General features: G+C 68.6%; 24 protein-coding genes and 3 tRNA genes. 21 read left to right on the forward strand and 6 right to left on the reverse strand.

Annotated elements, in window-relative coordinates:
* The coding region (gene recN, locus E6J58_02055; GenBank protein TMB42224.1) for a DNA repair protein RecN at positions 1–2,051 on the reverse strand (2,051 nt) is incomplete at its 3' end.
* A 172-nt stretch (positions 2,052–2,223) separates the two neighbouring features.
* Between recN and E6J58_02060 the strand changes: the two genes are divergently transcribed.
* Entirely contained in the window at positions 2,224–2,835 is a 612-nt protein-coding gene (locus tag E6J58_02060; GenBank protein TMB42225.1) for a DUF1579 domain-containing protein, read from the forward strand.
* Between the two features lie 3 nt (positions 2,836–2,838).
* Here E6J58_02060 and E6J58_02065 read toward each other — a convergent pair whose 3' ends face one another.
* On the reverse strand, positions 2,839–3,684 hold the full coding sequence (locus E6J58_02065) for an NAD(+)/NADH kinase (GenBank protein ID TMB42226.1): 846 nt from the start codon (positions 3,682–3,684) through the stop codon (positions 2,839–2,841).
* A gap of 39 nt (positions 3,685–3,723) precedes the next feature.
* Here E6J58_02065 and E6J58_02070 point away from each other — a divergent pair, with 39 nt between their 5' ends.
* Together E6J58_02070 and E6J58_02075 are read left to right on the forward strand one after the other, a co-directional pair.
* Positions 3,724–5,127 (forward strand): replication-associated recombination protein A, encoded by a 1,404-nt coding sequence (locus tag E6J58_02070; GenBank protein TMB42227.1) that lies wholly within the window; start codon positions 3,724–3,726, stop codon positions 5,125–5,127.
* 39 nt (positions 5,128–5,166) lie between these two features.
* Complete coding sequence (locus E6J58_02075) at positions 5,167–5,463, forward strand: hypothetical protein (GenBank protein TMB42228.1); 297 nt, start codon at positions 5,167–5,169, stop codon at positions 5,461–5,463.
* Here the strand turns inward: E6J58_02075 and E6J58_02080 are convergent.
* Positions 5,381–6,229, reverse strand: coding sequence for an LEA type 2 family protein (locus E6J58_02080; GenBank protein ID TMB42229.1), 849 nt, complete (start codon positions 6,227–6,229; stop codon positions 5,381–5,383). The two genes, E6J58_02075 and E6J58_02080, sit on opposite strands and share 83 nt — an antisense overlap.
* Here E6J58_02080 and E6J58_02085 point away from each other — a divergent pair.
* The 3 genes from E6J58_02085 to rpsI all read left to right on the forward strand — a co-directional run bounded on the left by E6J58_02085 (position 6,115) and on the right by rpsI (position 9,357).
* Positions 6,115–8,418: a DNA helicase UvrD gene (locus tag E6J58_02085; protein ID TMB42230.1), complete on the forward strand. Its 2,304-nt coding sequence runs from the start codon at positions 6,115–6,117 to the stop codon at positions 8,416–8,418. The genes E6J58_02080 and E6J58_02085 overlap by 115 nt on opposite strands.
* A 91-nt stretch (positions 8,419–8,509) precedes the next feature.
* The gene (gene rplM / locus E6J58_02090) at positions 8,510–8,947 is read left to right on the forward strand and encodes a 50S ribosomal protein L13 (protein ID TMB42231.1); all 438 of its coding nucleotides are present in this window, start codon (positions 8,510–8,512) and stop codon (positions 8,945–8,947) included.
* Between the two features lie 14 nt (positions 8,948–8,961).
* Positions 8,962–9,357, forward strand: a complete 396-nt coding sequence (gene rpsI / locus E6J58_02095) for a 30S ribosomal protein S9 (GenBank protein TMB42232.1) — start codon at positions 8,962–8,964, stop codon at positions 9,355–9,357.
* Positions 9,358–9,437: 80 nt separating this feature from the next.
* Here rpsI and E6J58_02100 read toward each other — a convergent pair whose 3' ends face one another.
* A complete protein-coding gene (locus E6J58_02100; protein TMB42233.1) occupies positions 9,438–9,653 on the reverse strand; it encodes a hypothetical protein in 216 nt (71 codons plus the stop codon).
* On the reverse strand, positions 9,571–10,296 hold the full coding sequence (locus E6J58_02105) for a hypothetical protein (GenBank protein ID TMB42234.1): 726 nt from the start codon (positions 10,294–10,296) through the stop codon (positions 9,571–9,573). Before E6J58_02105 ends, E6J58_02100 begins: the two co-directional genes overlap by 83 nt.
* Positions 10,297–10,370: 74 nt before the next feature.
* Here E6J58_02105 and E6J58_02110 point away from each other — a divergent pair, with 74 nt between their 5' ends.
* From E6J58_02110 to E6J58_02165, 12 genes are all read left to right on the forward strand, one after another.
* Positions 10,371–10,592 (forward strand): hypothetical protein, encoded by a 222-nt coding sequence (locus E6J58_02110; GenBank protein ID TMB42235.1) that lies wholly within the window; start codon positions 10,371–10,373, stop codon positions 10,590–10,592.
* A 9-nt stretch (positions 10,593–10,601) separates the two neighbouring features.
* Positions 10,602–11,879, forward strand: coding sequence for a type IV pilus twitching motility protein PilT (locus E6J58_02115; protein ID TMB42236.1), 1,278 nt, complete (start codon positions 10,602–10,604; stop codon positions 11,877–11,879).
* Between the two features lie 85 nt (positions 11,880–11,964).
* On the forward strand, positions 11,965–12,438 hold the full coding sequence (locus E6J58_02120) for a hypothetical protein (GenBank protein ID TMB42237.1): 474 nt from the start codon (positions 11,965–11,967) through the stop codon (positions 12,436–12,438).
* Positions 12,416–13,465 carry a tetratricopeptide repeat protein gene (locus E6J58_02125; protein ID TMB42238.1) on the forward strand — a complete coding sequence of 350 codons (1,050 nt, stop codon included), beginning with the start codon at positions 12,416–12,418 and terminating at the stop codon, positions 13,463–13,465. The genes E6J58_02120 and E6J58_02125 overlap by 23 nt, the downstream gene beginning before the upstream one ends.
* A 76-nt stretch (positions 13,466–13,541) precedes the next feature.
* A complete protein-coding gene (locus E6J58_02130) occupies positions 13,542–14,276 on the forward strand; it encodes a tetratricopeptide repeat protein (GenBank protein TMB42239.1) in 735 nt (244 codons plus the stop codon).
* Complete coding sequence (locus tag E6J58_02135; protein TMB42240.1) at positions 14,273–15,202, forward strand: DUF4388 domain-containing protein; 930 nt, start codon at positions 14,273–14,275, stop codon at positions 15,200–15,202. The genes E6J58_02130 and E6J58_02135 overlap by 4 nt, the downstream gene beginning before the upstream one ends.
* A gap of 62 nt (positions 15,203–15,264) precedes the next feature.
* Positions 15,265–16,395: a selenide, water dikinase SelD gene (gene selD / locus E6J58_02140; GenBank protein ID TMB42241.1), complete on the forward strand. Its 1,131-nt coding sequence runs from the start codon at positions 15,265–15,267 to the stop codon at positions 16,393–16,395.
* Complete coding sequence (locus tag E6J58_02145; GenBank protein TMB42242.1) at positions 16,392–16,616, forward strand: hypothetical protein; 225 nt, start codon at positions 16,392–16,394, stop codon at positions 16,614–16,616. Before selD ends, E6J58_02145 begins: the two co-directional genes overlap by 4 nt.
* Before the next feature lie 8 nt (positions 16,617–16,624).
* Complete coding sequence (locus tag E6J58_02150; protein ID TMB42243.1) at positions 16,625–17,509, forward strand: N-acetylmuramoyl-L-alanine amidase; 885 nt, start codon at positions 16,625–16,627, stop codon at positions 17,507–17,509.
* 12 nt (positions 17,510–17,521) lie between these two features.
* Entirely contained in the window at positions 17,522–18,235 is a 714-nt protein-coding gene (locus E6J58_02155) for a ribonuclease PH (GenBank protein TMB42244.1), read from the forward strand.
* The gene (gene rdgB / locus E6J58_02160; GenBank protein ID TMB42245.1) at positions 18,232–18,831 is read left to right on the forward strand and encodes an RdgB/HAM1 family non-canonical purine NTP pyrophosphatase; all 600 of its coding nucleotides are present in this window, start codon (positions 18,232–18,234) and stop codon (positions 18,829–18,831) included. The genes E6J58_02155 and rdgB overlap by 4 nt, the downstream gene beginning before the upstream one ends.
* A 48-nt stretch (positions 18,832–18,879) precedes the next feature.
* Positions 18,880–18,953, forward strand: a tRNA-Pro gene (locus tag E6J58_02165).
* A 10-nt stretch (positions 18,954–18,963) separates the two neighbouring features.
* Here E6J58_02165 and E6J58_02170 read toward each other — a convergent pair.
* A tRNA-Arg gene (locus E6J58_02170) sits at positions 18,964–19,040 on the reverse strand.
* A gap of 114 nt (positions 19,041–19,154) precedes the next feature.
* Between E6J58_02170 and E6J58_02175 the strand changes: the two genes are divergently transcribed.
* The 3 genes from E6J58_02175 to E6J58_02185 form a co-directional block, all read left to right on the forward strand.
* A tRNA-His gene (locus E6J58_02175) sits at positions 19,155–19,229 on the forward strand.
* 844 nt (positions 19,230–20,073) lie between these two features.
* Positions 20,074–20,250 carry a CPXCG motif-containing cysteine-rich protein gene (locus E6J58_02180; protein TMB42246.1) on the forward strand — a complete coding sequence of 59 codons (177 nt, stop codon included), beginning with the start codon at positions 20,074–20,076 and terminating at the stop codon, positions 20,248–20,250.
* Positions 20,251–20,267: 17 nt separating this feature from the next.
* The coding region (locus tag E6J58_02185) for a 4a-hydroxytetrahydrobiopterin dehydratase (GenBank protein TMB42247.1) at positions 20,268–20,581 on the forward strand (314 nt) is incomplete at its 3' end.

Consider the following 20,581-nt stretch of genomic DNA (forward strand, 5'->3'; position numbering starts at 1 on the left):
CGCTTGCGGGAATCGGTCGTTTGCGCCACCGCCAGCAGCTCCCGCGCGTGCTGCAGGGCCACGCCGGTAGGCTTGCCCGAGAGCAGCCGCGCCAGCTCGTGCACCCGCTCGTCGCCGTCGACTGCCGCGACGCGGCTGTAGGTGCGCCCTTTCACCACCTCTTTCTCCACTGTCAGGTGCTTGCCGGCGAAGACGGCAATCTGCGGCAGGTGCGTGATGCAGATGATCTGCCGCCGCCGCGCCACCGCCGCGAGCGCCTTTCCCACCGCATCGGCGGTAGCGCCGCCGATACCCGCGTCGACTTCGTCGAACAGATAGGCATCCACGGGATCGGACTCTACCAAGACCCGCTTCACGGCGAGCAGGACCCGCGACAGCTCGCCGCCCGAGGCGATGCGCGAGAGGGGCCGGAGCTCCTCACCGGGATTGGGGCTGAGAAGGAGCTCGGCGGTCTCCAGCCCCCGAGGACCGATTCCGGCGATGGCTCCCTCGCCGGCCGCCTCGAAGCGGACCGAGATCTCGCTTCGCGCCATGCCGAGCGCGGAGAGCTCCTGCGCGACGGCCTTGCTGAAGGCCCCCGCCGCCGACCGCCGCTTCTCCGAGATCTTCTCGGCGAGCGCCCGCGCCACCGCGGCGAGTCGCTGGACCTCCGCCTGGCGCCGCGCCAGCTCCTCGTCGTGGTTCTCGAGCGAGGCGAGCTCCGCGCGCATCTGGTCGCGCCGCTGCAGCGCAGTGGCCAGGGTGCCGCCGTGCTTGCGCGCGATGCGCCGCAGGACCTCGATGCGCTCGTCGAGCTCCTCGAGGCGCTGCGGGTCGCCTCCTGCCCGCGCCGCATAGCGCGACAGCTCGCGCGCCGCCTCGTCGAGCTCGGCGGAAGCTCCGCGGACGGCCTGCGCCACGGCGGTCAGCGCAGGATCGATGGTGGCCATCTCTTCCAGCCTCTTGGCGGCTTTGGCCGGGTGGGCCTCCGCGAGAACGGCCTCCGCTTCCTCCGCGCCAGCCCGCAGCTTCTCCGCCGCCGCCAACACCCGCCGCTCCTGCGCGAGTCGCTCGTCCTCGCCGGGCTCCGGCGCCGTCTTTTCCAGCTCATCGAGCTGGAACTCGAGCCAGTCCGTCCGCTGCGCACGCTGCGATTCGTCCGAATCGAGCTGGGCGCGCAGCCTCTCTGCCTCGGCGAGCGCGGCGAACGCCTGCGAGAACTTTGCGCGCAGCTCGCCGAGCTGCGCGTGTGCATCGAGGAGATCGAGGTGGAGCGCCGCGTCGAGCAGGCCGACGTGCTCGTGCTGACCGGAGATGTCCAACAGCCCTCGCGTTGCGGCCTGCAGTTGGGCAGCCGTGGCGAGAGCTCCGTTGACCCAGGCGCGGCTGCGGCCCTCGCGCTGCACGGTGCGGCGCACCACCAGCTCGCTTCCAGCCGCCGGCAACCCCAGGGTCTCGAGCCTCGCGTCGCAGGTCGTGGGGTCGCGGGGCCGGAACAGCGCCTGGACTTCCGCCTCCTCGGCCCCTGTCCGGACCGAGTCGGCCTGCGCGCGTCCTCCCAGCACCAGGTGCAGCGCATCGACCAGGATGCTCTTGCCTGCGCCGGTTTCGCCGGTGAGGACGTTGAACCCAGGCTCGAAGTGCACCTCCAGCTCTTCGATGATGGCAAACGCCCGCACCCGCAGCAGCTCCAGCATGCCGGGCAAAATAGCAGACGGGTCCGACAACGGTGGTACGCTTCGGACGATGTTCGAGCCGGGCGATCCGCGCCACCAGGAGATCCTCGAGCTCGCGAACCTCGCGACCCGCGATCGCCTGCCCGACGGCCAGCGGGAGCGCTGGCGCGAGCTGGTGACGCAGCTCCTGGGCAGCATCCAGTCGCAAGGCGGAGTCGCGGAACGGCGACACCACCTCCGCGCTGACGCGGAGCTGGAAGTGGACATCCTCGCGCCCGACGAGATGGCCTCGCTGGCGACGAGCACCGTCGGATCGGGAGGGCTCTCCCTCCGCATCGCCGAGGTGGTCCCGCCCGGGACGCCCATCGACCTCTCGATCAAGGTGCCCCAGCGCAAGGTCCCCCTCCTGGTCACCGCACAGGTGGTCTGGAGCGTGCCCGGAGAGCTCGGCGCTGCCTTCGTCGACCTGTACCAGAACGACCGCGAGCTGCTGGAAGGCATCGCGGTGAAAGCGTTGCTGGAAGCCGGCTGAGGCCTTCGCTATCCTCCCCCGCCCAAGGAGGTCACCATGACACCGTCGAAGCTCGTGCTGCTGCTGACCGCCGCAACGTTCGCTGCTCCCGTCGCGAAAGCACAGGACGCAGGTACCCAGGCGCCGCCGCAGATGTCCGCCGCGGAGCAGGAGATGATGCAGAAGTACATGAAGGCCGCCACACCGGGCCCGGAGCACCAGAAGCTCGCGAAGCTCGCCGGCAAGTGGAAGCTGCAGTTTACCTCCTGGTTTGCACCGGGGGCTCCGCCGCAGAAGAGCGAGGGCAACGCGGAGTTCAAGGCGGTCCTCGGCGGCCGCTACGTCCAGCAGGAGGTCAAGGGCGACATGGGCGGTCAGCCGTTCGAGGGCATGGGGACCATGGGCTTCGACAACGTCACCAAGGAGCGCTTCGCGACCTGGACGGACAGCATGTCCACCGGGCTGATGGTGATGCGCGGCAAGTGCCCGGCGGACGCGAAGAAGTGCACGACGAAGGGACACATGTCGGACGCGATCGCCGGGAAGGAAGTCGCCTTCAGCGAGACGACCACGATGACCGACGACGATCACTTCACGTTCGAGCTGCGCGGGCCCGGTCCCGACGGCAAGCAGTTCAAGATGATGGAGATCGTCTACACCCGGCAATGAGGGTTACCGCGCCCCCCAGCCGAGTTTCTCCCGCAGGATGGTGAAGTGGTCGAGCTCGGGGTTGCGGAGGATCAGGGTCCGGCGCTGCGAGCGCTGGATCCAGACCTCCTGACCCAGCTCGAGCGGCCGCCCCACCGCGCCGTCGAGGGTCACGAACATCTCGCTCGGGCTTCCCAGCCTGACCTTGACGACGCTGGAGGGAGGCAGCACGAGCGGCCTCTGCGTGAGCGCGTGCGGGCAGATCGGCGTGAGCAGGACAGCATCGAGTGACGGTACGACGATGGGGCCGTCGGCCGATAGCGAGTAGGCCGTGGATCCGGTGGGTGTCGCCACGATCAGGCCGTCGGCCTCGTACGTGGTCGCCGGGCGCGAGTCGATTGTCACCTCCAGCGCGGCGAGGCGGCTGAGGGCGTTCTTCGAGACCACCGCGTCGTTGAGCACGGTGCCCGCGAGCAGGACCTTGTCACCCTGGCGCACCTCCACGTCCAGCATGAGCCGCCGGGAGACGGGCAGCTCTCCGTGCAACGCCTTCTCCAGCAGCGGCAACGCCCTCTCGCGCGGCACCTCGGTGAGGAAGCCGAGGGCGCCCATGTTGACGCCAAGGATCGGGACCTCGCAGTGATCGCAGAGGCCGGCGGCATGGATGAGCGTTCCATCGCCGCCGAGCACCACCAATAGATCCGCGCGCCTGGCGATCTCCTTTCCAGGTGCCGACGGCGCGCCGGGCACGCCCGCTTCCTCTTCGACGAGAGCGGTATGTCCCCGGGCGGCGAGCCAGGCGACCATCTGGCGCGCCAGCTCGGCGGCCGCTTCCCTGGCCAGGCGCGGGATCAGTCCAACGGTTGCCACCACGCGACTCTACCGCATCGCGGCGTTACACTCGCACGAATGCCCGCCCGCACTGGCCAGACGAATGATCTCTTCCGCGCTGCGGCGGCGAAGGACCCCTCCCTCGTCCCCCTGGCGGAGCGGATGCGTCCCCGCACCGTCGACGAGATCGTGGGCCAGGACCACATCCTGGGTCCGAACACCCTGCTGCGCGAAGCCATCGAGACTGATCAGGTCCCGTCGCTGATCTTCTGGGGGCCGCCGGGGACGGGGAAGACCACCTTGGCGCGCGTGATCGCGGCAGCGACGCGGGCGGAGCTCGTGGCGCTCTCCGCCGTCGACAGCGGCATCAAGGACATCCGCGAGGCGGTGGCCCAGGCGCAGCGGAGGCTCGCCGAGAACCGGCAGCGCACCCTGCTCTTCATCGACGAGATCCATCGATTCAACAAGGCGCAACAAGACGTGCTCCTGCCGCACGTCGAGCGCGGCACCGTGACGCTGATCGGCGCCACCACCGAGAATCCCAGCTTCGAGGTCAACTCCGCGCTGCTTTCGCGCTGCCGCGTCTTCGCGCTGCGCCCGCTGGAAGAGGCCGACCTCGCGCTCCTCATCGAACGCGCCCTCGCGGACAAGGACAGGGGCCTCAAGGCCGCTTTCGTGGCGCGGCCGGAGTTCCTCGATCACGTGGCGAAGCACTCCTCGGGCGACGCACGGCGGGCGCTCTCTGCGCTGGAGATCGCGGCGGCGCGGGCGCGGGCCGAGCGGCGCGACGTGCTGGAGGCGCGCGACGCCGAAGAGGCGCTGCAGCAAAAGACGCTGCTCTACGACAAGTCGGGCGACGCGCATTACGACACCATCAGCGCGTTCATCAAGAGCCTGCGCGGGAGCGACCCCGACGCCGCCGCGTACTACCTCGTGCGCATGCTCGAGTCCGGCGAGGAGCCGCGCTTCCTCCTCCGCCGCATGGTGATCTTCGCAGCCGAGGACATCGGCAACGCAGACCCCCGCGCCCTCGGCGTCGCCGTCGATGCGCTGCGCGCCTTCGAGCTGATCGGGCTGCCCGAAGGCGTTCTCCCCATGACGCAGGCCGCGGTGTTCCTCGCAAGCTGCCCGAAAAGCAATTCGACATTGACGACGTATTCGAGCGCCCGAAAGGCGGTGCTGGAGCACGGCCCGCTCGCCGTACCGCTCAAGCTCCGGAACGCGCCCACTCCTCTGATGAAGTCGATGGGGTACAGCGGCGGCTACCGGTACCCGCACAATTTTTCCGGCAATTACGTCCCCGAGGACTACCTGCCGGACGCGCTGCGACGGGAGAGGTTCTACGAACCGTCCGGGAACGGCGAGGAAGCGGCAATCCGCGATCGGCTGACCCGCTGGCGGAGGGAGCTCGAGGAGCGTCGCCGGGCAGAAGAGGCGGAAACGGCGGCGGTGTCTTCCGCCGCGCGAGCGCTCGACGAGTAGCTGGTTACACGTTTCCGACGCACGTCCTATACTGGATCCGTGCGGGGGCTCTACGCTGGCGCGCGTCGGATTGCGGTGATCGTCGCGGGGACGGTGCTGCTCCTCGTCGGCATCGCGTTGCTGGTGCTGCCCGGACCAGGAATTCCGCTGGTACTCGCGGGACTTGCACTTCTGGCGACGCAGTTTTCCTGGGCGCGGCGGACCCTGGATTGGACGCGCGCCCGGGCCCAGACGGCGGCCTCGACCGTGCGCACTAAGGCCCGGCGGAACCCGTCGCCCGTTGCAGCTCCACCGTGCGCGCCACTTTCACCGGAATTGAAGCCCCCGCCGCATTGAGGATCGCGTCGACCTTCACCTCCGCAACGCCGCTGCGAATCGCCTCCGCAGCCGCCGCCCCACTCTGCAGGAAGCTCACGTTCAACGGGAGCATGACGGTCGACTCGCCTTTGGAGGGAACCGGCGCGGCTTCGGGGAGCGCGATTCGACCGACGGTCGCGCCGGCGATGTCCACCGTGCCCAGGATGCCGCCGAGCGGCAGCGGGAAACCGTTCTGGTTCGCGATCTTGAGAGGGAGGGAAAGGCGCGCGCCGGTGAGCGAGAGCGAAGTGATCTTCGGCGAGCCGACGTCGACGTTCGGCATCTTCGGCGCGGCGAATGTCCCTTCGTGCTGGAGGGGCAGCGTGACGGGGCCGAGGCCCAATTCGCCGCTGGCCTTGTAGCGCACCTGGTCCATGGCGAAGACCGCCTCGAGGGCGGGGGCGATCTCGTTCCATTGCAGCTTCGCCGGGAAGGTGACCTCGGTCGTGCCGCCGCCGGGGATCTTCAAGCCGTTCTTCGGCGTGCCGGAGGCGACCTTGTGTCCTTCGACCTCCAGGTTGTAGCTGGCGCGGGTCAGGTCGAGACCGACCGGATTCGGGTTCGTGACCAGGAAGACGAGGTCCAGCTCGGCGCCCTTGAAATCGATCTCCGGAAGCCGGGCCTCCTTGAATGAAAGGGTCGGCCGCTCGAACGCCGAGGAGCCGGCCTGACGCAGGAGCGAGCATCCGAGAAACAGCGGCAGGAGCAACAGTAGCTTGCGCATGGGGAAAAGCTGACCACGCATGCTTCCGCCGCAAGATCAAGACTGGTTCGCTCCTGCATGGCGGGGTAGCAAGGCGTACCCGCATGGCGCTCGATCTCTCGCTCCTCAATCCGCAGCAGCGGAAGGCGGTCCTGAAGACCGAGGGACCCGTGCTGGTGCTGGCCGGCGCCGGGTCGGGCAAGACGCGCGTCATCGCGCATCGGGTCGTTCATCTGCTCGGGCAGGGGGTGCCGGGTGGCGCCATCCTCGCGGTCACGTTCACGAACAAGGCGGCAGCGGAGATGCGGGAGCGCGTCCTCGCGCTCGCCGGCGGGGCGCCCGAGGCCCGCCGGGTGTCGGTGAGCACGTTCCACGCCTTCGGGATGAAGATCATTCGCGAGCAGCATCAAGCGCTGGGGCTGCCGGCGAAATTCGCCATTCTCGACGGCGGAGATCAGGCTGCGCTCCTCAAGCGGCTGCTGCGCGATCTGAAGATCGACGACAAGCGGTTCGACGTCGGCCGCCTGCTGGCCATCGTCTCGCGGCTGCGGAGCTCCGGAGCGGCGGGACATCCCGACGACGACTACGAGATCTGCGCCGCCGGGCTCGCGCCGAAATATGAGCTCGGCCTGCGGGCGATGAGCGCCGTGGATTTCGACGATCTGCTGCTGCTCCCCGTCAGGCTCTTCGGCGACGCTCCGGACGTGCTTCAGAAGTACCAGGCGCGGTACCGGTACCTGCTCGTCGACGAATACCAGGACACCAACGACGTCCAGCTCCGTCTTCTCGAGCAGCTCGCCGGCCTGCGGCGGAACCTGTGCGTCGTGGGCGACGACGACCAGAGCATCTACGCCTGGCGCGGCGCCCGGGTGCGGCACATCCTGCAGTTCGACCGGAAGTTCCCTGGGTGCGTGGAGGTGTTCCTCGAGCAGAACTACCGCAGCAACGGGAACATCCTCGCGGCGGCGAACGCGGTGATCGCCAGGAACCCGGGCCGCAAGCCGAAGCGGTTGTGGACCGATCGGGGTCGCGGACCCAACCTGCGCGTCGTCGCCGCTCCCACCGACGACGGGGAAGCGAAGCACGTCGCCGACGAAATCATCCGCTTCTCGTACGAGGAGAAGATCCCGCTGCGGGAGATCGCCGTCCTCTACCGGACCAACGCGCAGGCGCGGCCGTTCGAGGAGGCGCTGAGGCTCGCCGGCGTCCGATACAAGGTGGTGGGCGGGACGTCGCTGTTCGACCGGAAGGAAGTCCGGGATCTGGTCGCCTACCTGCGTGCCGCGCTCAACCCCAGCGACGAGGTAGCACTGCTCCGCATCGTCAACGTGCCCGCGCGCGGCATCGGCGACCAGGCGGTGGCGCGGGCCCAGCAACTCGCTCGGGCACGGCGATGCTCTGTCTGGGACGTCTTCTGCGCCGCTCCGCCGGAGCTCTCGCATTGCGCGGAGAAGCTCGCGGACTTCGTCGCGCTCATGCGCGGATACGGCGAGAGGCTGGGCCGGAAAGGGTTCTCGGAGGCGGCGCGCGCCCTGGTGGACGAGGTGGGGTTGTTCGACGAGGCGCGGCGCGGCGCCCAGGGTCTGCCGGCGCAGGCGCGCAGGGTGGAGGCGGTCGAGTCGCTGCTCCGGCAGCTCATCGAGTACGAGCAGCGCGAGGAGCAGCTCGAGGCGGAAAGAGCGCTCGCCGACGAAGGGGGCGAACCATTCGGGCGGGGACTGTCCGGGTATCTCGCCCGGCTCGCCCTCGACTCCAAGGAGGCGGACGGCGACGCCGGCGATGGGGTCACGCTCATGACCCTGCACGGCGCCAAGGGACTGGAGTGGCGCTGCGTCTTTCTCTGCGGAATGGAGGAGGGCCTTCTGCCCCATTCGGGCCGCGGCTTCGACGATACGAGCGGCGAACCGCAGGCCGACGGCGCTCCGAACCTCGAGGAGGAGAGGCGGCTCTGCTACGTGGGAATGACGCGTGCGCGGGAGCGCCTCATCCTCACCCGCGCCGCGCTGCGGATGAAGCGGGGCAAGGCGATCCCACGAACGCCGTCGCGCTTCCTCGGCGACATTCCGGAGGATCTCGTCGACGCCATCGATCTCTCCGGCCCGCAGCCTTCGGCGCCGAAGGACGTCCAGCAGGCCAAGGCGAGAACCTTCTTCGCCTCGATGAACGACCTGCTCGGGGAATCCGCGCCTGCCGGGCAGGCGCCCGCCGCCGATGGAAGAGCGCGCCGGTAGCATCTGTTGACACCCCTGGTCGAATCGCGTATCTACCGCCGCCCCTCAGCGGCCTGCCGCAGGGGGTTTTCTGTTCTCGGAGCTTCTTCAGATGAAGACGGTGATGGGCAGCAAGAAGACCGTCCAGCGCAACTGGGTGGTCATCGACGTGAAGGACAAGGTGCTGGGGCGCGCCGCGACGACCATCGCGAGCGTGCTGCGCGGCAAGCACAAGCCGATCTTCACGCCGCACGCCGACTGCGGCGACTTCGTCGTCGTGATCAACGCCGAGAAGGTCCGCCTCACCGGCAGGAAGTGGCAGGACAAGAAGTACATCCACCACACCATGTTTCCCGGCGGCCTGGTCGAGTTCTCCGCGGAGCAGGCCCTGGAGCGCCGCCCCACCCGCCTCGTCGAGGACGCCGTGCGCCGCATGCTGCCGCGCACCGCGCTCGGGCGCGCGCTGATGAAGAAGCTGAAGGTATACGCCGGCGACAAGCACCCGCATGCCGCCCAGAAGCCCGCCGCGATGGAAGCGGCGAACGCGTAAAGGATCCGAGAGAGATGGCCAAGGAGCTGATCGTTTCCGCCACGGGGCGCCGCAAGGAGTCGATCGCGCGCGTCCGCATGAAGCCGGGCTCGGGCGAGTTCGTCGTCAACGACCGCACGCTCGACGAGTACTTCGGTCGCGAGACCAGCAAGATGATCCTCAAGCAGCCTCTCGACGTGGTCGAGCAGGCCGGCAAGGTGGACATCGCCGTCACCGTCTGCGGCGGAGGGCTGTCGGGACAGGCGGGCGCCATCCGGCACGGGATCAGCCGGGCGCTGACGAAGCTCAACCCGGAGTTCCGGCCGCCGCTGAAGAAGGCGGGCTTCCTCACGCGGGATGCGCGCGCGGTGGAGCGGAAGAAGTACGGACGCCCCGGAGCGCGCAAGCGGTTCCAGTTCTCGAAGCGCTAGCGAGACGCTCTGCCTGATTCGTGGCGGCCCTGCTCTCCGGAGCGGGGCCGCGGCGCTTCGGGCCTACTTCGGCGCCGACTTCATCCCCGAGAGAAACATGTCCTGCATCTTCTCGCTTCGGGATCGAGCAGCTCGGCTTGCATGGGCTTCAGGTCGGGCAGCCCGAAGAAGGTCCGCGCCTCTTCCGGAGTGCAAGCGACGCCGGGTGTGTGGTTACGAAGGGCTGGACCAACCAGGCGACGACGATGTCGCCTCCTTCGAGCTCTGCCCCGCCTCGCGCGCGGACACCCGAACATCCAGCCATGGCGTTCTCACGCGGGAGCGCCGCCAGCCCACGCGGAGGAGCCAGGTCATTGGCTCTGCAACGACGCACCGTCTGTCGCACGCGAGCGACGAGTACGGGTCGATGCCGCTCGACCGTCCGTAGTGGTGCTCGTGATTCCCGACAACGTAGCCGATCACGTTGGCGAGTTGGGTCGGCGTGCGCAGCAGGCGTGAGTGATAATGGTCATCGAACACGGTGCCGCGCCGCTGCATGACGCGGTTCAGCGCCCTCGCAATGCGAACGTTCAGGCCCTGCATGCCGCGCGACAGCGCCAGGCTCGAGTCCGCCTCGACGAGGAGATGGAGATGGTTGCCGAGGACGGAGAACTCGATGAGGCGGAGCCCGAACCGTTCGCGCGCATCGGCGAAGCATTGTTCGATCACACCGGAGCAGCGCTTGCTTCGCAGGTTCCACACGCCCGCGGCGACGCGCAAGGTGACGAGCGCGACGCTCGGCTTGTCGAGCTGCGCACGAGCCTTGTGCGACACCCTGGGCCGCGGCGCCTTCCGCTTGCGCCCGGCGCCCTTTCGCTTTCCGCCCCTCTGCGGAATCTTCAATGCGAGCTGTTTCATTTGATTGGGGAGAGTTTGCCAAAACGCCCTCACATCGGACATCGGTCACCTGACCGATCCTGGGACGCAAGCGTTTGTTGACCGAATTTCCCAAGCCCATGAGGTAAAACGCCGTCATGCGCGAGATCGTGGCGACCATCCTGGTGGGCTTGCTCGGCGCCATTGCGCTGACCGTCGCGTTCGTCGTTCCTCTGATGCTGCTGCGCAGCATCGTGCGCTATCACCTCGAGACCGAGCAATGCTTCATTGAAGGGAACGACGGACGCGCGCACTCCCCCACCCCCGAGCACACCCGCCACCGCGTCCCTTCATTGGGAGCGTCGGATCCTGCGTGCTAGCGTCGGGCGATGGAACTGAACGAGATCCTCCAGGTCGCGCTGAGGGGCGGAGCGTCCGACATCCACCTCAAGGCCGGCCTCCCGCCGATGTTCCGCGTCGACGGCTCGCTGGTGCCGCTCAAGGATGCCCGCCGCCTTCCGCCCGAGGAGATCTCGCGGATGGCGTTCGGCATCATGAACGACTACCAGAAAGAAAAGTTCAAGACCCAGAACGAGTTGGACCTCGCGTACGGCGTGCCCGGCCTCGGCCGGTTCCGCGTCAACGTCTTCCAGCAGCGCGGCACCATCGGCGTGGTCCTGCGCGTGATCCCCTTCAAGATCTCCACCATCGAGCAGCTCGTGCTTCCCAAGATCCTGGAGAAGGTCGCCAGCGAGCAGCGCGGCCTGATCCTCGTCACGGGGACCACCGGCTCGGGCAAGAGCACCACGCTCGCCGCGATGGTCGATCACATCAACACCAACGAGACGTGCCACATCATGACGATCGAGGACCCGATCGAGTTCCTCATCCGCGACAAGCGGAGCATCATCAACCAGCGCGAGGTCGGCGTCGACACGCTCTCGTTTGCCCAGGCGCTCAAGTCCGCGCTGCGCCAGGACCCCGACGTGATCCTGGTGGGCGAAATGCGCGACCTGGAGACCATCGAGACGGCGCTGACCGCCGCGGAGACCGGACATCTCGTTCTCTCCACCCTGCACACGCTGGACGCGACGGAGACCATCGCCCGCATCGTCTCCGCGTTCCCGCCGCACCAGCAGAAGCAGGTCCGCCTCCAGCTCGGCTCGGTGCTGAAGGCGGTGGTCTCGCAGCGCCTGGTGCCGCGCGCGGACGGCAAGGGTCGCGTCGCCGCCGTCGAAGTCCTGGTCTCCAACGCGCGCGTGCGCGAGATGATCGAGGACAAGGACCGCACCAAGGAGATCCCGCAGGCCATCGCGCAGGGCTTCACCACCTACGGGATGCAGACGTTCGATCAGTCGCTAATGCTCCTCTTCAAGCAGAACGTCATCGCGTACGAAGAGGCGCTGCGGCAGTGCTCGAACCCCGACGACTTCGCGCTCCGTGTCTCGGGCGTCAGCGGGACCAGCGACGCCACCTGGGACGAGTTCGAGGGCGCCAAGGCCGGGCAGAAGCCCGCTGCCCCCCAGAACGGTGGGCGTCCGCAGCCTCCCCGCGCGCCGCCGGTGGCCGGCAAGAGCCCCGGAGCTGCGCCGGGAAAGCCCGCGCCCGGTCCGGCCAAACCCGCCGCCCCTGGCGGGGACGACGACTTTCAGATCGAGCGCTTTTAGCGGCTGCCGCACCGGAGGTGCGGCTTTGCCGCTACGCTTTTAGCTTTTCCACCCGCCTGTCAGCCGCGGCGGCTATGCTCCCGCCGTGGCGCAGACTCCGTTCGACAAGGCCGTCCGGCTTCTCGCGCAAAGGGCGCGCACCGCCGCCGAGGTGGATCGTGCCCTGGAAAAGGCGGGAGTCGACGCCGAAGCGCGCGAATCCACGCTGGCGCGCCTGCGCGAGCTGGGCTACATCAGCGACCGGGAAGTGGCGCGTGCCAGAGCGGACACGCGCATCGGCCGCGGCGACGCTCCCCGCCTGTTGCTGAGGAAGCTCGAGGCGCAGGGCGTCGAGGCGTCAGAGGCGCGCGAAGCAGCCGCGGAGGCGGCGCAAGGCGCCGGCGAGGAAGAGCTGGCCCTGCGCGCGCTGCAACGGCGCTTGCGAGGCCGCGAGCCGGAGGATATGCGCGAGAAGCAGCGCCTGCTCCGGTGGCTGTCGGCGAACGGCCATCGGCCCTCGGCGGCGGCGAAAGCGCTGGGAATCGAATGGGAAGGCCATGACGAGACCGACGATCCTTAGAGTGTTCCTTCTCCTGGCGGCGTGCGCCTGCGCCGGAAGCAGCCCCGGCGTCGACATCACCAAGCCCGTTACCGGTGCCGAGGCGAGCAACGCCGCCAAGGCGTACGAGAAGGGCGTGCAGGAAAAGAAGGATCAGAATCCCCTGGAGGCAACCCGCTACTTCGAGTACGTGCGCAACAACTTCCCGTATTCGCAGTATGCGTCCCTCGCGCAGCTCGCCATCGCCGACATGGCCTTCGAACGCGACGACTGGACGACGGCGGCCACGCTCTACCAGGACTTCGTCAAGAGCCATCCCTCTCATCCGAAGGCCGATTACGCGGCGTTCCGCGCCGGCGCCGCCTATTTCAACGACCGCCCCTCGGAGGTTTTCCTGCTGCCGCCCAGCCACGAGAAGGACCTGGCGTCCGTGAGGCAGGCGCTGGAGGCGCTGAACCGCTTCGTAGTCAACTATCCGAAGAGCGAATTCCTACCCAAGGCGCGGGCGATGATCGGCGACTGCCGCGAGATGCTCGCGAAGCACGAGCGCTACGTCGCCGAGTTCTACTGGAAACGGGAGCAGTGGCGGGGAGCGGCGGGCAGGTACATGACGCTCGCCGATTCCTACGGCGACCTCCAGGGCGGGAAGATGCACGCGGACTCGCTCTGGCGCGCCGCGCAGGCGTACCGCAACGCGAAGGCCCCCGGCGACGAGCGCAAGACGCTGCAGCGCCTGGTCCAGGAGGCGCCACGGGATCCGCGCAGGGCGCAGGCGGAAGCGCTGCTCCGGCAGCTGCCTGCCGGCGCTCCGGTGACGCCTCCAGGAGAGCAGAAGTCGATTCCGGAGGCCTCCGAACCGCGACCCATCACCCCCGCGGAGACGCCCTCCTCGCGCGGTGCGCGGCCGCAGGCGGCGCCGAGCCCGGGCGTTCCGCCGGGCGCACAAGAGGTCCCTGAGCCGATCGCACCGCCCGAAGGCGCCAAGCCCGCGGCTCCCACGAATCGGCCCGCGCCCAACCCGGCGCCGCCGGCCAATCCGCAGAAGTAGCCCGAAACTCCGCCGCTTTCGCCGTCCGGCGGGTGATCCATGGTACGCTCTCCACCCAGCAGTCGACGGGGAGAGCATGGACGACCAACTGAGGGAGCTGGTCGCCCTCGGCAGAGAGCACTTCCAGCGCGGCGATTATTCGCTTGCGGCCGGCCATCTGGAGCAGGCCGTCGCGCGCGGCGTGGTGTTCGCCGACGTGCACCACATGCTCGGCGTCATCTATCACCACCTCGGCGAGTTCGCGGCCGCCCAGCGCGCCCTGGAGAAGGCGCTGGCCATCAATCCCAATTACGTCGAGGCGGGCCTCAATCTCGCCATCGTCTGCAACGACCTTGGCCAGTACGACCGCGCGCAGCACGTGTACGGGGCGGCGCTCTCACGCGCGCGGAGCCGCGGGAGGCGCGAGCCGAACGGCGACGAGCCGATGGACAACTACACGCGCGGCAAGATCGCCAACCTGCACGCCTCGGTGGCGGACGGGTACCTCTCCATGCGGCGGCCGAACGACGCCGCGGCAGAGTACCGGCGGGCGCTTTCGCTCTGCCCGACCTTCGTGGACCTGCGCCTGCGGCTGGCGCACGCGCTGCGCGAGGCAAACGACATCGAAGGGGCGGTGGCCGAATTCCGCCTCGCCGTGCAGCACGCGCCTGCCTACGTCCCCGCGCGCGTGGCCCTGGGCATGTCGCTCTACGCCGGGGGTAAGCTCGACGAGGCGATGACCCAATGGGAAGAGGTCCTGCGGATGGATCCGCACCACCGGACCGCCGCGCTCTACCTCAAGCTGGCGCGCTCGCAGCCGAGGCCAGCATGAGCGAGCGTTCCTACGCATTTCGCTTCATCTCGGGAAAATATCAGGGAGGCGAGTACCCGCTGACCGATTCCGGTGAGCTCGTCATCGGCCGCTCCAGCGAGCTGGACCTGGTGCTGATCGAGGACATGGTCTCGCGCAAGCATGCGCAGCTGACGCTCGCCGCGGGGCGCATCACGATCGCCGATCTGGGGTCCACCAACGGCACGTTCGTCAACGGCGAGAAGGTCCGCCGTGCGCAGCTCAAGGAAGGCGACCGGATTCTCATCGGGACGAGCATCCTCAAGCTGGTCGCGCGGACTGCCGGAACGGCGCCCGTCGACGCCAGGACCGCCCAACAGAACCTCGAGCGCGCCGCGGCAGCGCAGGAAAAGAAGCACGGCAGCCGGACCACGGTGCAGGGCAGGCTCGAAGAAGTGCCGCTCGTCGACCTGCTGCAACTGGTCAGCACGTCGAAGAAGACCGGTGCGATCGTCATCAAGGGGTACCGCGGCGGCCGCGTGCACTTGCGCGGCGGCAAGATCGTCAGCGCGGTGATCGACGCCGATCCGACGCTCCCACCGCGAAAAGCGCTCTACCGGATGGTGTCATGGTCGCAGGGTGGTTTCGAGTTCGTACCGCAGGAAGGCGACCTGCCGACGATGCCCAACGAGATCGCCGACGCGACCGAGCACCTGATCATGGACGCCATGCAGCAGGCCGACGCGCTTGCGCGCGGCGGATTGCCTGCCGCTACCGCCGCCATCGGCATCGCGATGCCGCTCTCGCCGAGGCTGAGGGAGCTTTCGCCCGACGAGCTCGATCTGATGCAGCTCGTGCACAACTACGGCGTGGTCCAGGCCGTGCTCGACCGCGCCTCGGGCAGCGATCTGGAAGTGGCGCGCAAGATCGCCGCCCTGATCCAGCGGGGATACCTCCGGCAGTTCTGAGCGCGCATCCGGTCCCTGAACGCGTTACAACGGGGACGGTGGACAACGATGCTACAGAACGGGTGCCCACGGAGCTCGAGGCCGGACATCCCAAGCCGGTGCGGCTCACGCTGCTCAGCCATGGCTCGGGTTGAGCCTGCAAGCTCCGCCCGTCGGAGCTCGCGCAGGTCTTGCGCGAATTGAGCCCTGGGCACCGGCCGGGATCGCTGCTCGTCGGGACCGAGACGCGCGACGACGCGGCGGTGTGGAAGCTGGACGCCCGGCGCGGCCTGGTCGCGACGGTCGACTTCTTCGCGCCGGTGGTCGACGACCCGCGCGACTACGGCTGGATCGCCGCCGCCAATTCGCTCTCGGACGTCTATGCGATGGGCGGCAAGCCTCTCTACGCGCTGAACGTCGTGGGGTGGCCGCGCTCGCAGCCGTTCGAGCTGCTCGGGGAGATCCTCGACGGTGGCGCCCAGGCGGCGCGCGAGGCGGATTGCGCCATCGTCGGCGGGCACAGCGTAGACGATCTGGAGCCGAAGTACGGATTGGCGGTGACCGGCCTGGTGGACCCGAAGCGGGTGCTGACGAACGCAGGCGCGAAACCGGGCGACGTGCTGCTGCTGGGCAAGGCGCTCGGCACCGGGATCGCCATCTCGGCGATCAAGAAGGGAACGGCGGATCCGGGGCTGGTGCTCGCTGCCACGGCGCAGATGAAGGAACTCAATCGCGCCGCCGGGGAGGTGTACGCGCGGAACTGGAAGTCCGTGCATGCGCTCACCGACGTGACCGGATTCGGCCTGCTCGGGCACCTCGACTCCGCGATGCGCGCCTCGAAGACGCGGGCCCGCATCGACGCGGCGGCCATCGCGGTGCTGCCCGGCGTGCGCGAGCTGGCCGCAGCGGGCATCCTCCCGGGTGGCACGAAGGCGAACCTGGAGTTCGTTGCGGAGAGAACGACCTTCCCCGCCGGCATGGCAGAGGCGGACCGGCTCGTGCTCGCCGATGCGCAGACCAACGGCGGCATGCTCGCGGCGGTCGACGCGAAAGCAGCCCCGAAGATCCTCGCGACGCTCGCCAACGCCGGCGCGCCGGCCCTCGCCATCGGCGAGGTCGTGCGGCCGCGCCGCGGCGGGTCGCCCGGAGTCGACGTGCTCGGTGAAATTTCCGCGTTCGGGGCCCGTACAGGGACACAGGAGAAACGCAGATGATTCGCACTGTCGCATCCATCGCCGCCATCGGCCTGATCGCCTGGATCGCCTTCAAGATCGTCTTCGGCGTCGCCGGGGGGCTGCTCGGCCTGTTGTTCTCGCTGGCCATGTTCATCCTCAAGGTCGCGCTGGTGGTCGGGCTGGTGTACTGGCTCCTCACGGTCTTCAGCCCCGAAACCGCGCGGAAGATGCGCAATGCGATCCGGGGTGAGTCTCTGTAAGTCTTGGGATTGCTTGCCTTTCTGCTAAGCTTCCAGGCGTGCGCCGCGCGCTTGCGTTGAGCTTCGTCCTCCTGCTCGACCTGCCCGCGGCAGCGGAGCCGCAGGCGCCCCTCGTCGTCGTCCTCGACCCTGGCCACGGCGGCAGATGGCCGCACGACGGCGCCCACGGACGGCGGGGGCTGCACGAGAAGGTGATCGCGCTGCAGGTCGCGCAGAAGACCAAGGAACTGCTCGAGGGACAGGGCGCGACGGTGATCCTCACCCGCGATACCGACGACGACGTCCCGCTGGCCGATCGCGTCCGCATCGCCAACGAAGCCGGCGCCGACGTGTTCGTCAGCATCCACTGCAACGCGATGGAGAAGCACGAGGACCGCAAGGTGACCCGCGGCGTGGAGACGTACTTCCTCTCCCCGGATCCGACCGATGCGGAAGCGAAGATGCTCGCTCAGCTCGAGAACGGCGGTCCCGAGGCGGTGCCGCTGCCCAAGGCGAACGACGCCGTGATGGGCATCCTCAACGATCTCGCGCTCGGGCAGGCGCGCAACGACTCGGCGGCGCTGGCGCTGATCGTCCAGCAGCACATGGTGCGCGGAACGCGCGCGCCGTCGCGCGGCGTGCGGCAGGCGCCCTTCCTCGTGCTCTCGGGAACGCGGATGCCGTCCGCGCTGGTGGAGATCGGATTCATCTCGCATCCCCGCGAGGGCCGCATGCTCGGCGGCGCCACGTACCAGCGGAAGGTGGCGAGCGCCCTCGCGGAGGGCGTGCGGGACTTCGCCGACAAGGTGCTGGCGCGGCGGTTGGTGGCGCAGGTGCGGCCGCCGTCCGAGAAGGCCGATGCGCCTCGCGTGAACGCCGCGGCCGTGGTTGCCTCGCCCGGCGGGACGCGGTAAGTCGCACCGCCCATGCCCCGGAAAGACCGCGGACCGGACCAGCTCCGACCCGTCACGCTCGCCGCGAACTTCACCGAGCACGCGGAAGGCAGCGTCCTCTGCAGCTTCGGCCGGACGCGCGTGCTCTGCACCGCGACGGCCGAGGAGCGCGTTCCCTCGCACGTGAAGGGATCGGGACGCGGGTGGATCACTGCGGAGTACGGAATGCTGCCGCGCTCGACGCACACGCGCACCGACCGGGAGGCCGCCAAAGGGAAGCAGACCGGCCGCACCCAGGAGATCCAGCGCCTGATCGGGCGCTCGCTCCGCGCCGCCGTCGATCTCCAGATCCTGGGTGAGCGGCAGGTGCTGATCGACTGCGACGTGCTGCAGGCCGACGGCGGCACGCGGACGGCGGCGATCACGGGTGCGTACGTCGCGCTTGGAATCGCTCTGCGCCGGATGCAGCGGGAGAAGGCTCTGCGTCCGCCCGTCGCCGCCGTTAGCGTCGGGATCATCGCCGGCGAGGTCCGCCTCGACCTCGATTACGAGGAGGACTTCGCGGCGGAAGTGGACATGAACGTGGTCGGGAACGCGGTCGGGGAGTTGCTCGAGGTGCAGGGCACGGCCGAGAAGCGCCCCTTCACGCCGGCGCAGCTCGTCGCGATGGTGGGACTTGCGCAGAAGGGACTTGCCGAGCTGCACGCGAAACAGCTCGCCTCCATCGCGGGAGCGTTTGCGAAGTGAAGCTCCTGGTCGCGACGTCGAACGCAGGCAAGCTGGTCGAGATCCGCGAGATCGTCGCCGGAATCGCGCTCGAGCTGATCTCGCTGCGGGACCTCCGGCTGCCGCCGCCGGCCGAGACGGGCGATACGTTCCACGCCAACGCCGCGCAGAAGGCGACGATCTCCGCGCGCCAGAGCGGTCTGTGGACGCTCGCCGACGACAGCGGGCTCTGCGTGGAGGCGCTCGGTGGCGCGCCGGGAGTCCACAGCGCGCGATACGCTCCCACGGACCAGGAGCGCCGGGCGAAGCTGCTCCACGCGCTTCAGGGCGTGCCCGAGGAGAAACGCGGCGCGCATTTCTTCTGCGCGGTGGCGCTCAGCCCTCCGGATGGCGAGCGGATCCTGCGGGCCGAAGGGCGGGTGGATGGAAGCATCGCGTTTTCGGAGCGCGGTGCGAACGGGTTTGGGTACGACCCCATCTTCCTGCCGGCGGAAACGCCTGGCCACACGCTGGCGGAGCTCGGATCCGCGGAGAAGAATCGCCTGTCACATCGCGGACGTGCGCTGCAACGGCTGCGGCCGGTCCTGGAGCGGCTGGCACGCGACCGCACCGTGTGAAAGGCTTGATCCACACCCGGAAACCGTGTACTTCCCCTGCGCTTTCAGCGGGGCGTAGCGCAGCCTGGTAGCGCGCCTGCCTTGGGCGCAGGAGGTCGGAGGTTCGAATCCTCTCGCCCCGACTTCTTGCAGTGGCGCGCCCAGCAGGACTCGAACCTGCGGCATCCAGCTTAGAAGGCTGGCGCTCTATCCAGCTGAGCTATGGGCGCGTGCCGAGCGGAGATAGTAGCAGCTACGCGGCGTCCAAGCCCAAAGGGGTGGCGCCGTCCCGAGCGATCGTGTAGATCCGGCAGCCCCGGAATTGCCTCTGTGAGATCAGTACGGTGGCTGTAGCTCAATGGTAGAGCACTGGACTGTGACTCCAGGTGTTGCCGGTTCGAGCCCGGTCAGCCACCCCATCCAATCCGACGTAAACCGCAGAGTTCCCCTGTGGCGGTTCGCGTGGCGGTGTCCCTGGCGCCGGGGCGGGCTGCGGCTGGGGCATTGGCGTCGGCTGGGGCTGGGGCTGGGGTATCGGGGAGGGCTGGGGCCGCACCGGCTCGAATGGCGGCGGCCGAGGTGGCTCGCCTGGACGCGTCGGGTCACTCGGGTTTGGCATGGTAACAGCCTACTCAGGAACGAGCACCGCCGCAGCCGCCGAAGGGCGATGACCTCGCAGAGCTTTGTCGTCGTCTTCCGCGTCGGCCAGCGCCAAGTGGGGCGAGCAGCAGAGCGGCGAGCGCCGCAGTCCTCAGCATCATCGGCGTGTCCCCTCTCAGACCGGCAACCTACCCGCTTTCCCGCATCCCGGCTGGCGGGTTGCTGGACCGTGCGCGACACACTCCTTTTGAGTCCGTGATCATTCAGCCGGAGCGGCACCAGAGAGAGCATCGATGCGGTGCTGGGTATTTGCGGCCGGAGTGGCGTCTCCCGAGCTGGCGGGGGATGGCGCCCTCGACGGCGCGAAGCGAATCCAGGCGAGGTAGAGCCCGGCTGCGACGATGGCGACGAGCAGGAGTTTCTTCATTTTAACTGCCTCCATAACCCGCTGAGCTGAGGACGATGCCATGGCCGTCGCGCCCAGCCGCGGGCGCTTCCCGGCAGCCAACTCGAACGGGCGGTGTGCTGAAGGAAGAGGACTACCACGGTCCACTCTGTCGGCTGCGCAGCGACGGAGCGCAAGTTTTGGTCGGACCGCTGAAACGCGTTGACCAGCCAATGAAGGGGCCGCATCTGCCGCTGGTGCCGGATAGGATTCACCGCATGGAGATCGTCTGCCCCTACTGTGGCGAGACCATCGCCGTTTTCATCGACGAAGGAGGCGGGCCGATGCAGCGCTATGTCGAGGACTGCTCCGTCTGCTGCCGGCCCATCGAGCTATCCGTCGACGAAACCGAGAACGGCGACTTCAGCATCGTTGCAGTGCGCGGCGACGAGTAATGGTCGTGAACTGACGCATCGCGCCTGAGGAGCGCAGCGCCAACTGCTCTTTTGCCGACCGGCAATGCGTGCCCTGTCGCGGAGGCGTGCCGCCGCTCGGTGCCGAGCCGCTCGCGGAGCTGCTCCGCCAGCTCGAGCCGGGTTGGGAGTCCGTGCGCGACCATCACTTGCGCAAGATGTACAAGCTGAGGGACTTCAAGAGCGCGCTGGCCTTCGTCGACCGCATCGGCGCCATGGCCGAGGAGCAGGGCCACCACCCGGACTTGCAGCTCGCCTGGGGGAAGGTGGTGGTGGAGATCTGGACGCACAAGATCGACGGCCTGACCGAGAG

Source organism: Deltaproteobacteria bacterium, from assembly GCA_005879535.1.
GTDB lineage: Bacteria > Myxococcota > Myxococcia > Myxococcales > 40CM-4-68-19 > 40CM-4-68-19.